Annotated in this window: 12 protein-coding genes; 5 read left to right on the top strand and 7 right to left on the bottom strand. The window is 38.6% G+C overall.

Annotation, left to right across the window (positions count from 1 at the left end):
- Positions 1 to 46 precede the first annotated feature (46 nt).
- Positions 47 to 1399: a dicarboxylate/amino acid:cation symporter gene (locus H4J70_RS12610; RefSeq protein ID WP_070376166.1), complete on the top strand. Its 1353-nt coding sequence runs from the start codon at positions 47 to 49 to the stop codon at positions 1397 to 1399.
- Positions 1400 to 1827: 428 nt separating this feature from the next.
- The gene (locus H4J70_RS12605; RefSeq protein WP_182230476.1) at positions 1828 to 2379 is read left to right on the top strand and encodes a DUF805 domain-containing protein; all 552 of its coding nucleotides are present in this window, start codon (positions 1828 to 1830) and stop codon (positions 2377 to 2379) included.
- Between the two features lie 163 nt (positions 2380 to 2542).
- Here H4J70_RS12605 and kdsA read toward each other — a convergent pair whose 3' ends face one another.
- The 7 genes from kdsA to hemA all read right to left on the bottom strand — a co-directional run bounded on the left by kdsA (position 2543) and on the right by hemA (position 9413).
- Positions 2543 to 3391 carry a 3-deoxy-8-phosphooctulonate synthase gene (gene kdsA, locus H4J70_RS12600; protein WP_182171330.1) on the bottom strand — a complete coding sequence of 283 codons (849 nt, stop codon included), beginning with the start codon at positions 3389 to 3391 and terminating at the stop codon, positions 2543 to 2545.
- 36 nt (positions 3392 to 3427) lie between these two features.
- On the bottom strand, positions 3428 to 4690 hold the full coding sequence (locus H4J70_RS12595) for a DUF819 domain-containing protein (protein WP_070376163.1): 1263 nt from the start codon (positions 4688 to 4690) through the stop codon (positions 3428 to 3430).
- A 71-nt stretch (positions 4691 to 4761) separates the two neighbouring features.
- The gene (locus H4J70_RS12590; RefSeq protein ID WP_070376162.1) at positions 4762 to 5562 is read right to left on the bottom strand and encodes a SirB1 family protein; all 801 of its coding nucleotides are present in this window, start codon (positions 5560 to 5562) and stop codon (positions 4762 to 4764) included.
- 59 nt (positions 5563 to 5621) lie between these two features.
- Positions 5622 to 5984, bottom strand: a complete 363-nt coding sequence (locus tag H4J70_RS12585) for a SirB2 family protein (RefSeq protein ID WP_182215468.1) — start codon at positions 5982 to 5984, stop codon at positions 5622 to 5624.
- A gap of 21 nt (positions 5985 to 6005) precedes the next feature.
- Positions 6006 to 6893 (bottom strand): peptide chain release factor N(5)-glutamine methyltransferase, encoded by an 888-nt coding sequence (gene prmC / locus H4J70_RS12580; RefSeq protein WP_220470386.1) that lies wholly within the window; start codon positions 6891 to 6893, stop codon positions 6006 to 6008.
- A gap of 8 nt (positions 6894 to 6901) precedes the next feature.
- A complete protein-coding gene (gene prfA / locus H4J70_RS12575; protein WP_070376160.1) occupies positions 6902 to 7990 on the bottom strand; it encodes a peptide chain release factor 1 in 1089 nt (362 codons plus the stop codon).
- Positions 7991 to 8153: 163 nt separating this feature from the next.
- Positions 8154 to 9413: a glutamyl-tRNA reductase gene (gene hemA, locus H4J70_RS12570; protein WP_070376159.1), complete on the bottom strand. Its 1260-nt coding sequence runs from the start codon at positions 9411 to 9413 to the stop codon at positions 8154 to 8156.
- Positions 9414 to 9645: 232 nt separating this feature from the next.
- Here hemA and lolB point away from each other — a divergent pair, with 232 nt between their 5' ends.
- From lolB to H4J70_RS12555, 3 genes are all read left to right on the top strand, one after another.
- Entirely contained in the window at positions 9646 to 10281 is a 636-nt protein-coding gene (gene lolB, locus H4J70_RS12565) for a lipoprotein insertase outer membrane protein LolB (RefSeq protein WP_182230475.1), read from the top strand.
- Positions 10274 to 11197 (top strand): 4-(cytidine 5'-diphospho)-2-C-methyl-D-erythritol kinase, encoded by a 924-nt coding sequence (ispE, locus tag H4J70_RS12560; RefSeq protein ID WP_182222689.1) that lies wholly within the window; start codon positions 10274 to 10276, stop codon positions 11195 to 11197. Before lolB ends, ispE begins: the two co-directional genes overlap by 8 nt.
- A gap of 129 nt (positions 11198 to 11326) precedes the next feature.
- A complete protein-coding gene (locus H4J70_RS12555) occupies positions 11327 to 12274 on the top strand; it encodes a ribose-phosphate pyrophosphokinase (RefSeq protein WP_070376156.1) in 948 nt (315 codons plus the stop codon).
- Positions 12275 to 12299 lie beyond the last annotated feature (25 nt).

The following is a 12299-nucleotide window of genomic DNA, read 5'->3' as shown; positions in this document are numbered from 1 at the left end:
ATCTACTATTCATAATTTATAATAAAAAATAACGTTGCATTTCTTTATGACTGATAAAAAAAAAGCTAGTTTAACCGCTAGAATTGTTACTGGCATGCTTGCCGGTATCGCGGTAGGCGTATCCTTACAATTTCTTATGCCAGACAAATCAGACTTTGTTATCCCACTCTATTTCTTTGAACTTTCATTACGATCATTTTTGGTTGACGGGATTTTTGAAGTCATTGGACAAATTTTCATTTCAAGTTTAAAAATGTTGGTAGTACCACTGGTTTTTGTATCGCTGATTTGTGGGACTTGTTCCTTAAAAGATACCACAAAACTTGGACGTATTGGCGGTAAAGCCATTTCACTCTATTTAATTACAACAGCTATAGCGATTAGCTTTGCAATGTTTTTAGCGTTATTAATAAGCCCTGGCGAAGGGGTCAACATGGCCTCGGACACAACGTTCACTAGTCGTGAAGCGCCTTCTTTAGCGCAAGTCTTTATTCAAATGTTTCCGAGTAATCCGTTTGAAGCTTTTGCAAAAGGCAATATGCTTCAAGTCATTATATTTGCTTTGTTATTTGGTATTGCTATAGCGCTTTCAGGTAAAGCCGGCGAACGTATTGCTAGTTTATTTGAAGACATGAGTACCGTTATCATGCGCTTGGTAACTATATTAATGAACCTTGCTCCTTATGGTGTGTTTTGTTTATTAGCGAGTTTATTCACTGATATGTCACTTAAGGTATTCGGCAACCTAATTGTTTACTTCTTAGTCGTTTTCTTTGCACTAATTTTACATGCTACGGTAACTTATTCTACTATCTTAAAAGTAATGACGGGTTTAAACCCAATTACTTTTTTGAAAAAAATGCGTGATACCGTTATCTTTGCATTTTCAACAGCCAGCAGTAATGCAACCATCCCGGTAACACTTGAAACTGTTACCAAAAAAATGGGTGTTAAAAATTCAATCGCTTCGTTTACCGTACCTTTAGGTGCAACCATTAATATGGATGGCACGGCTATAATGCAAGGCGTAGCTACTGTATTTATTGCGCAAGTGTTTAATGTTGATTTAACATTTAGTCAATATTTAATGGTAATACTTACCGCGACCTTAGCTTCAATTGGCACAGCTGGTGTCCCAGGAGTAGGTTTAATTATGCTAGCCATGGTACTAGACCAAGTAGGTTTACCTGTAGAAGGCATAGGTTTAATTATAGGTGTTGACCGTTTACTTGATATGACACGAACCGCCGTTAATGTCACGGGTGACAGCATGGTCTCAATTGTTGTAGCTAAATCAGAAAATCAGTTTGATGAAGATATTTTTTATGATGAAAATGCAGGAAGTAAAATTGAGAATATTGATTTTCAAGACTTAGAAAAAAACCAAAGTGGCGATTAGCACTTACAAGACAGAATAATAAACAAAAAAAAGGTGCTTTAAAGCACCTTTTTTATGTTTTGGGTATTTAAAACATTAATACTTATAATACCTTGCTAAGCAAAAACAATATTGCAAGCGCCCTTATAAGCACTATCAAATTTGTACAGATATCACCTTATCAACGGATGTTTACCATACACTATTTGCAATGTCATAGTGGTAGTAAGCCGATCGCTGGTGCTAATATTCAAGTTAAATAATACTAATTTCTAGTAGCGTATCACGTTAAACTGAAGCTGGTTTTCGACAGAAAAATAGCTAAAGTTGATACCGACAGCTTAAAGTCGGCTCGATGTCGAGGTGATGTCACCGCCTTGTCGTCACGTATAATACAATGCGGCATTATCATAGAGAATAATCTTAACACATCAGTACAAGGAAAATTAATGGACATTAATAGTGTAAAACTCAGGGAGATGCGCCTTGAAAGGCATTGGTCACAAGAGCAACTCGCTACACTAAGCTCCTTAAACCTTCGGACAATCCAGCGACTTGAATCTGGTGCTAAAGTATCAACAGAGTCTTTGCGAGCGCTTGCCGCCGTATTTGAAGTACCTGCAGAGAGATTACTGCTAAACGCCGATAAACCCAGCGAATCTGCCCTCGCATCAATTCACGAAGGTATATTAAAAGGCCTAGAATTTAGTGGATTGACATCACGCGCAGATTTTTGGTGGCTCGCGCTCGCCATAACGATGCTACTCGCCTTCGCCAAATTGCTCGCCGAGGCGTTCGCTAGTCCGCTGCCAGTGCAAATTGCCTCATTACTAGTTTTACTGCCGTGGGTCGCTGCATGTACTCGACGTCTGCGTGACGCTGGGCTAAGTATTTGGTGGCAGCTCATAAGCTTAGCGCCAGTCGCCGGTATTATTATACTGCTCTACTTACTCACCTACAAAACTCAATCAAAAGAGCCCGATGAGGATCACCCTAAGTGATTTCAGCGCCATTTAGTATTGTTCCATACTCGTGCTAAGGACACCCCCGAATAACCACTATAAAAAAATACGACTAAGATGACTAAGCAAGATATTATATCAGCTATAAAAAAACCTGAGTAGCTACTCAGGTTTTTGTGTTTTAACGCCGCTTTTATTGTTACTAATCAGTCAATAATGGTTCAAATGATTTAACTAAATCGTCAATTGATTTCATTTGCTGTAAGTAAGGCTCAAGTTTATCAAGCGGCAACGCACAAGGGCCATCACATTTAGCGTTATCAGGATCAGGGTGTGATTCTATAAATAAACCTGCTAAACCTAATGCCATACCACTACGCGCTAATTGTGCAGCTTTAGCACGACGACCACCTGCAGAATCAGCTCGGCCGCCCGGCTGCTGTAAAGCATGAGTGGCATCGAATATGACTGGCGCATAATCTTTCATTTCATCCATGGCTAGCATATCAACAACAAGATTATTGTAACCATAACAACTTCCGCGCTCGCAAAGAATAACTTGCTCATTGCCTGCTTCGGCGAATTTATTAATAATATGGCGCATTTCATGTGCTGCTAAGAACTGTGGCTTTTTAACATTAATAATTGCATTGGTTTTTGCCATAGCAACCACTAGGTCTGTTTGGCGCGCTAAAAATGCGGGTAATTGAATAATATCAACCACCTCGGCTACAGGTTGCGCTTGATGTATTTCATGCACGTCGGTAATGATAGGTACGTTAAAGGTCGACTTTATTTCTTCAAATATTCTCAGACCTTCCTCTAAACCCGGTCCTCGGTATGAATGAACAGACGAACGGTTCGCTTTATCAAAAGATGCTTTGAATACGTAAGGAATATTGAGCTTTTGTGTCACTTCTACGTAGTGCTCTGCAATGCTCATCGCTAAATCACGTGACTCTAATACATTCATACCACCAAATAAAACAAACGGTTTATCGTTAGCGATTTCAATATCGTATTTAGTCAATTTAATTGAAGTTATTGTCATAATTTTTCCAAAATAAAGTCTGGAGCTAACAAACGATTAGCTACCAATAATTCTTAATAACTGGCCACATAACCAAGCCATATAAGTACCTAAAGCGTAACCTAACACCGCCAGTAGTACACCGACCGGCGCTAAAGAAGGATGAAATGCTGATGCGATAACGGGCGCAGAAGCAGCACCACCGATATTGGCTTTACTGCCAACAGCTAGATAGAAGATCGGTGCTTTAATCATTTTGCCAACAATAAGCAGTAAAGCAACGTGGACTAACATCCAGATAACTCCAATGGCTATGTATTTCGGTGACTCAACAATTTGAGTAACATCCATATGCAAACCTATTGTCGCGACTAATACATATAATAAGCTACTACCAACTTTCGAAGCTCCTACGGCTTCAAGTTTTCTTACTTTAGTAAACGACAATGCCAATCCTATCGTAGTCACTAAGACGATTATCCAGAATAGTTTTGAATGTAAGCTAAATTTTTCTAATTCAGGAAAGTTTGTCTGAAAATAAGGGACTAAAAAGTCAGCGGCAAAATGTGCTAAACCAGCAGCGCCAAAACCTACCGCTATAATCATCATAAAGTCTTTTAGTAACGGCAACTTGATATTTTCACGTTGAGCAGACTCTACTTTATCAATTAATCTATCAATTGCTGAAGTGTCAGCGCCACTCTTCGCATCAATACGCTTATGGTTTGCTGCTAAATAAAGTAATACCGCCATCCACAAGTTGGCTACAACAATATCAACAGTCACCATAATGGTGAATATTTTGCCATCAGCGCCATAAATTTCTTTCATCGCCAACATATTTGCGCCGCCACCAATCCAACTACCCGCAAGCGCAGCCATACCACGCCAAACAGCTTCAGGACCAGTTACACCAAGTAATTCAGGCCAAATAGCAGAAATAACTAAGAGCGCAATTGGGCCGCCAATAACCACACCAACCGTGCCGGTTAAAAACATAATAATCGCTTTATTACCAAGACCAACAATTGCTTTTATGTCGATGCTCAAAGTGAGTAAAACCAAACAAGCTGGCAATAAATAATACTTGGCGACTTCGTCTACTTGACTCAATTCTGCACTAACAATGCCAAAAGTGTTTAGCAAAGAGGGTAATAGGTAGCACATAAGTAATGCTGGCACGTATTTATAGAACTTCTTAAATGCGGGGTGTTCACTATTTGAAGTATAAAAAACGAATCCAAGTATTAGTGCGAGTAACCCCATAACCGTGGCGTCATTCGTGATAAAAGGTGTATTGTTGATAATTTGATCTTCCATTGATTAACCTTGTTATTTTTATTTGATTTATCGGTTTTATTTGTAAACTACAGCCTTATTTCTAAGGCTTATTAATGTAATACCGTATCAGCTATAGTGATTTTATCCAATTGCATTTTTAATAATTGCGCAGCAGGATCTTTTGGACATTTGTCGACAAAATATTGGTAATCATCGTAAGCGACTTTAAAACAATCGAGTTGATGTAACAAAAAACCTCGGTCGCGACGCTCAAACGGATCTTCTGGGCGTAACGCTATTAATATATCAACACACTTTAATGCTTGAGCAAACTGCCCTTCGCGGATCAAAGCATTTTTCAATGAGCTAACGTGCTTAACAATTAAGCTTAACCTTGAAATATCTTCAATTTGGTCGCTTTGTGGATCGCCATCAAGTTCATCCATACATAAATCAAGCTCCTGCCAATTTAAAGACTCTCCAGTAATGGGATCAAAAACAATCGCATAAACATCATCACAGACGACGCGAATCATATTTTTCTTTGGAACGTACACCACATCTGCTTCAAAACCACAAAGACGAAATATATGGCAAAGCACTATACTTTTTAGCGCCGGGGCCATTAACTTAAAATCGAGTCCACTTTGTAACTTATGAGCACTAACGGGCCAAAAGTCACGTTGATTATCAATAAAAAGTTGCCCAATGAAAAGTTCGTTGATTAATTGCTCAGCTTTTTCAAGATACTCTTCTGTATCAGAAATTAATTCTGAACATTGTTCAACTATTTGACTAAGGTTTGTTGGCTCAAAGTCACTATCACCAAAAACAACTTCTTCAATAAGTACAAAAGCTTCAATAAGTGATTTATCGTCATCATTGAGCTCGGAAAATAATAATTCATTCATGCTGTAATTTTTAATTGCTGACTCTATTTATAGTTATTGCTTATTTCAGGGTATATTTATTATAAAAATATCGTTTGTTTTGTTGTCGCTATTCGCACCACTAACATAATCCAGCCCATAGCTACTAAATAACCTATCACTTGCATCATTCGGTTACGAGCTAACTTCAACGTGTAATAGCCGGTAAAAATATAAAAAATAATGGCAAGTAACTTTTCGCCTAGCCATAAATATTCTATTGGATTTATCGCTAACTTAACAGCCAGACCAACACCTAATAGTAGTAAAAAAGTGTCAACGATATGAGGGCTGATTTTCAACCATTTTTTATCTAATTGTGCTGAATTCATCAAGGTTAATGCAAACCGGTAGGTGAACAATATAATGCTTATTGCCGCCAGAGTCATATGTAAATGTTTCATGCAAAAACCTTATATTTATCTTCATTCTTCTTTTTGTACATAAATACAGCAAGTAACTCGGTCATTTCCGCCGTAATCTTTAAATGTTTCAATCGACTGATAACCCAATTGCTTTAATATATCGCTAACGCCAGCCGCTTGTTCAAAGCCATGTTCAAAATAGAGTGCACCATTATTGGTTAAATAACCTTGTGCGTCTTTGGCAATTCGTTTGATATCTGCAAAACCATTATCCCGAGCAACCAGAGCAGATAGCGGTTCAAACCTGACATCGCCTGCAATTAAATGCTGATCGGCTTCATCGATATAAGGGGGGTTGCTAACGATAATATTAAACTTATTATCTACAGCTACATTAGAGAACCAATCACTTTGATAAAGCTCTACCTGTGGTAACTGTAGCCGTTGAGCATTTTTTTTAGCTAAACTAATCGCAGCGTCACTAAAATCAATGCCGTGAACTTGCCACTGTTTTTGTTCTGAAGCAAGCGACAGAGCAATAGCTCCGGTACCCGTACCGAGATCCAAGCACGATAAATCACTTGCTAGATGGCGCGCTAAAATATGTTCGACCAGTAACTCTGTATCTGGACGAGGAATTAAGGTTGCTGGTGATACGTAAAAAGGCAGTGACCAGAATTCACGTTCTTGTGTAATATAAGCAATAGGCTCGCCTTGCAAACGGCGCTCAAACAAAGCTAAAAAAGCGTAGAATTCATGCTCTGCTAACTTTTTGTCAGGCCAAGTTAACAAATAACTTGTTTCTTTATTTAAAACAAAGGCAAGTAGGATTTTACAATCGAGTTTTGCGCTATCAGAAAAGGCAGCGAGTAACTGCTGCCCTTGATTAATTATTTCAGCAAAACTCTGCTGGCAATATGTTATTGACGGTTTTAAGGATTCGCTCAAACCAATAACTAGTTTTGCTCAGCAAGAGCCGCAAGTAAATCGGCTTGATTTTCTAACATAATAGGCTCTAGGACCAAATGCAAGTTACCTTCAAGAACTTCGTTCAAACGATATAAAGTCAAGTTAATACGGTGGTCCGTCATACGCCCTTGCGGATAGTTGTAAGTACGAATTCGTTCTGAACGATCACCACTTGCCACTAAATTACGACGCGAAGACTCTTCTTCACTGCGGCGTTTTTCATCTTCTGCTTGTTGTAAGCGAGCTTGTAATACCGACATCGCCTGCGCACGGTTTTTATGCTGAGAGCGTTGTTCTTGACACTCGACAACTACGCCTGTTGGAATATGGGTAATACGAATGGCAGAATCAGTTTTGTTAACGTGCTGTCCACCCGCACCTGATGCGCGAAAAGTGTCAACTTTTAAATCTGCTTTATTAATTTCAATCGCGTCAGCTTCTGGTATCTCAGGCATAACAACAACGGTACAAGCAGAAGTATGCACTCGACCTTGAGATTCAGTTTCAGGAACACGTTGCACACGATGACCACCAGACTCGAACTTCATTTGTCCGTAGACGCCTTCTCCAAGCACTTTGAAAATGACTTCTTTATAGCCACCTTGTTCACTTTCATTAGTGTTCATAACTTCAATACGCCAGCCTTTCTTTTCACAGTAACGGCTATACATGCGGTATAAGTCGCCAGCAAAAATTGCCGCTTCATCACCACCGGCTCCTGCACGTAATTCAACAAAACAGTTATTGTTGTCGTTTGGATCTTTAGGTAATAGTAAAATTTGTAATTGATCGGCTAATTCTTCAATGGTTTTCTTAGCTGATTTAAATTCTTCTTGCGCCATTTCACGCATTTCAGGGTCTTCATCTTTTAGCATTTCTTCAGCTAAAGCAAAGTCTTCTTCTGCGCTTTGGTAGTCATTAAACACACTAGTGACTGCTTCTAATTGAGAAAACTCTTTTGATAAGGCAATAAATTTTTCTTGATCTGAAAGTGTTCCAGGATCAGAAAGCAAGGCTTGAACTTCTTCAAAGCGCTCGACTAATATTTCAAGTTTTTGATAAACAGATTTATTCATTAAGAAATCTTATAATTAGGAAACAGCGGATAAAAATTGGTGATGTGCAGTTTAAAGGGTTAGTTGAGCACTTTCAATCAAAGGTGTAAAAAAGCTGTAAATACCCAGCTAAGCTCAAATGTTCATCAAAATACGGTTTGGGTGTGTTGTAAGGTCGAGACCGTTATTTAATGTTATAAATATCGCGTAAGTATACCAATTTATCTAATTCGCCACCTTGGGCCGCCGATTGAATAGCGCTAGTGGGTGCATGCATAAATTTATTGGTCAACTTAGTGGCTAACTCAGCCAAAATAGCTTCTGGTGACTTATTACCCTGCAGTTGTAACAATGCTTTATCAAGTAACAGATCGCGATGTTCTAAACACTGTTTACGGTAATCTATAACGGTATCTTGGGTATTTAAGCCACGAAGCCATGACATAAACACATCAGATTGAGTAGAAACTATTGCCTCAGCTTGAACAGCTTCTTTGCGACGATTAGCTAAATTTTTCGCGATAATGCCTTGTAAATCATCAACCGTATATAGAAAAACATCTTCTAGATCACCAACCTGTTCTTCGATATCACGAGGAACCGCTAAATCAACCATAAAAATAGGACGATGCTTACGCTTTCCTAATGCGTGTTCAACCATACCTTTACCTATAATGGGTAAAGTACTACCGGTTGAACTAATAACAATATCGGCGTCAGCCATTTTGTCAGGGATTTGCGCCAAGGTAATAACGTCAGCGCCAATAGCACCAGCCATTGCTTCTGCACGGGCAATTGTGCGGTTAGCAACAGTTATTTTACCCACTTTATTCTCGTATAAATGTTTAGCAACCAGTTCAATCGTTTCACCGGCCCCCACTAATAGTACTTTTACATTTTCAAGACTGGCAAAAATATGTTTTGCTAGATTTACCGATGCAAAAGCAACCGAAACCGCACTCGCGCCAATTTCAGTTTCAGTGCGAACTTGTTTAGCAACACCAAAAGTACGTTGAAATAAACGGTCCATGACTAAAGACATAGAACCAGCAGCTTTCGCTTGGCTATAGGCTTGCTTCATTTGACCTAAGATTTGCGGTTCGCCTAAAACTAAAGAGTCTAAGCCACAAGCAACCCGCATCATGTGGTTAACGGCCTGTTGATCAGTATGCCAATATAAACTTGGCGTAATAGTTGAAGCAGGAACATTGTGATGTTTTTCTAACCAGCGGACAACTTTTTCTTGGGTAACCCTTACATCGCCTTCTTGAACTAAATACAGCTCTGTACGATTACAAGTTGATAAAATAGCCGCTTCACGACATTCTACGTTTCCAAGTAATTCAGTTAATGCCACACTTAAATTGTCGGGATTAAAAGAGATTTTTTCTCTCACGGCAACAGGGGCAGTTTTGTGATTGATTCCAACAGCAACTATAGACATAACGGAACGATTCAGCCTTTTTAAGACGATTAATATAAGAAATAAAAATTATCGATAGCAATTTTTTTTCCATTAATCTTTTTATTAACGACATTATTAATCAAGTTTTATAAAAAACCTATGATCTATGATAAATAATGATGTTAATTTTACGAAAAATCGCAGAAAATTAAAAGCATCAAATACGCGATAACGCAATATTATGGCGATTAACTCAATAATAATGGTTTATATGAATAAAATTACCTTATCGCTGCCACTCTTTTTCAGTTTTTTACTGATATTTCTATCTGGTTGTAGTTCTTTAACGAATAACCATCAGCAAATTACTGAACATCAAAACATTACCGAGCGCACTAAAAAGCTCACAGCAATGTTGAATTGGAAAATAAAAGGGAAAATGGGCATAATCAGCCCTAAAGAGCGTCATAGCTTAACATTAAATTGGCATTACCAAGGAGATAAAAATCGCCAGATGCTAAATTTAACCACAGTGCTCGGTATTCAAGTTTTTACTTTAGAGTCGGTCAATAATATGCATGTTATTAATGTCGATGGTGAGCGCTACCAAAGCCCTGATTTAAACTCCCTGCTTGCTTCGTTAACAGGTTTTACATTACCGACACACGCGATGACTTTCTGGTTAAAAGGCTTACCTTATTTAGCTAGTGATAAAATAACCTATAACGAAACAACACAATTACCCCAAACATTGACCAGCTACTCTGGTGAAAAAAAATGGTTTATTAAGTATAGTGGCTATCAACAAGTAGACCAATATCAATTAGCAACGAAGTTCACCATAAAACAAGATAACATCACCATTAAAATTAATGTTCATCAATGGGACGTGACAAGTAATGACTAAGACTAACCAGCAATTTTATAGTTTTCCTGCACCGGCAAAGCTTAATTTATTCCTCCATATTATTGGTCAACGCAACGACGGCTATCATCAGTTAGAAACTATTTTTCAATTTTTAGATCACAGCGACACCATAGAAATAAGAAAGACTCAGGGTAATAGTATTGAATTACTCACGCCGATTGATGGTGTATTACATGAAGATAACTTAATTGTAAAAGCAGCTCGGTTACTACAAAACTACCTATTAAAAAATCCGACTACTTTTAATAACGTATATTTAGGTGCACAAATAAAAATAACAAAAATTCTTCCTATGGGGGGTGGATTAGGTGGCGGGTCATCCAACGCCGCGACTATTTTATTGGCATTAAATACTTTGTGGCAGGCCAACTTGTCTACCACCGAGCTAGCAAAACTTGGCCTATCGCTAGGTGCTGACGTACCGATTTTTATTCATGGTTTTTCTGCTTTTGCTGAAGGTGTTGGTGAAGAACTCACTGCTGTTTATCCTCAAGAAAGCTGGTTTTTAGTCAGTAAACCTGATGTCAGTATTTCTACTGCCAGTATTTTTACTGATGCTGACTTAACTCGCAATACGGCAAAAGTTAATTTAAATGATGATATTAGTAAGTTAGACATAGACTTATGCCACAATGACTGCCAGACGTTAGTAATAAAAAAGTATCCCGAGGTTGCCAAGTTACTGGCTTGGTTGGTAGAATACGCCCCGTCTCGAATGACTGGTACCGGAGCGTGTATTTTTTCTCGTTTTGATACTGAGCAAGAGGCTTGTCGCATCCAGTCATTACTTCCTAATGGAATAATTTCTTTTGTGGCAAAAGGTGTCAATACATCTCCATTACGCAATGCCATTAACAACTTAGTAACATTGCAAGTAGAAAATGCAGAATATTAATACCATTGAGAATTTATTTTCATAAAAATGCCAAGAACCACTGGAAAAAATTTAATAATTTGCTGATAGTAAACTCAAGGTTTACTAATAGCGTAACTTAAAATGTCAATAGTTTCCGAGGAACTGACCGTGCCTGACATGAAAATATTTACGGGTAATGCCACCCCTGAACTGGCCAAGAAAGTAGCTGATCGTTTGTATATGACTTTAGGCGATGCCAAAGTCGGTAGTTTTAGCGACGGTGAAATCAGTGTTGAAATTAACGAAAACGTACGCGGTGCGGATGTTTTTATTATTCAATCAACTTGTGCGCCAACGAATAATAACCTAATGGAATTAATTGTGATGATTGACGCATTACGACGAGCATCTGCTGGTCGTATTACTGCAGTTATTCCATATTTTGGTTATGCTCGCCAAGATAGACGTGTACGTAGTGCTCGTGTACCAATTACTGCGAAAGTTGTCGCTGACTTTTTATCAAGTGTTGGTGTTGACCGAGTATTAACGGTTGACCTACACGCTGAGCAAATTCAGGGTTTCTTCGATGTACCGGTAGATAACGTATTTGGCACACCTATTTTACTTGAAGATATGCTTTCTCGTGATCTAGATAACCCGATTGTAGTTTCTCCTGATATTGGTGGTGTTGTTCGCGCTCGTGCCGTAGCTAAATTACTCAATGAAGCCGATCTTGCTATCATCGATAAGCGTCGTCCAAAAGCCAATGTTGCACAAGTTATGCACATCATTGGTGATGTTGCTGACCGCGACTGTATTATTGTCGACGACATGATAGATACTGGTGGCACATTAGCAAAAGCGGCTGAAGCATTAAAAGCACATGGCGCTAAACGCGTTATTGCTTATGCTACTCATCCAGTTCTTTCTGGTAATGCTGCGCAAAACCTAAGAGATTCTGTTATTGATGAGTTAGTGGTAACAGATTCAATACCACTTACCGACGAAATTAAAGCGCTTGGTATTGTTCGTCAACTTACTTTAAGCGGTATGTTGTCTGAAGCGATTCGCCGTGTGTGTAACGAAGAATCTATTTCAGCAATGTTTGACAGTTAAGCATTCCTGATAAAAGAACTTCATA

The organism is Colwellia sp. BRX8-9 (genome assembly GCF_014077245.1).
Classification (GTDB): domain Bacteria; phylum Pseudomonadota; class Gammaproteobacteria; order Enterobacterales; family Alteromonadaceae; genus Colwellia_A.
Note: the sequence above shows the minus strand (reverse complement) of the source record. Positions and strands in the feature narration are given on the sequence as shown.

Excerpts from the sequence above, each read along its gene's own strand:
- H4J70_RS12610 (WP_070376166.1), top strand. The coding sequence starts at position 47 with ATGACTGATAAAAAAAAAGCTAGTTTAACCGCTAGAATTGTTACTGGC.
- H4J70_RS12605 (WP_182230476.1), top strand. The coding sequence starts at position 1,828 with ATGGACATTAATAGTGTAAAACTCAGGGAGATGCGCCTTGAAAGGCAT.
- kdsA (WP_182171330.1), bottom strand. The coding sequence starts at position 3,391 with ATGACAATAACTTCAATTAAATTGACTAAATACGATATTGAAATCGCT.
- H4J70_RS12595 (WP_070376163.1), bottom strand. The coding sequence starts at position 4,690 with ATGGAAGATCAAATTATCAACAATACACCTTTTATCACGAATGACGCC.
- H4J70_RS12590 (WP_070376162.1), bottom strand. The coding sequence starts at position 5,562 with ATGAATGAATTATTATTTTCCGAGCTCAATGATGACGATAAATCACTT.
- H4J70_RS12585 (WP_182215468.1), bottom strand. The coding sequence starts at position 5,984 with ATGAAACATTTACATATGACTCTGGCGGCAATAAGCATTATATTGTTC.
- prfA (WP_070376160.1), bottom strand. The coding sequence starts at position 7,990 with ATGAATAAATCTGTTTATCAAAAACTTGAAATATTAGTCGAGCGCTTT.
- hemA (WP_070376159.1), bottom strand. The coding sequence starts at position 9,413 with ATGTCTATAGTTGCTGTTGGAATCAATCACAAAACTGCCCCTGTTGCC.
- lolB (WP_182230475.1), top strand. The coding sequence starts at position 9,646 with ATGAATAAAATTACCTTATCGCTGCCACTCTTTTTCAGTTTTTTACTG.
- ispE (WP_182222689.1), top strand. The coding sequence starts at position 10,274 with ATGACTAAGACTAACCAGCAATTTTATAGTTTTCCTGCACCGGCAAAG.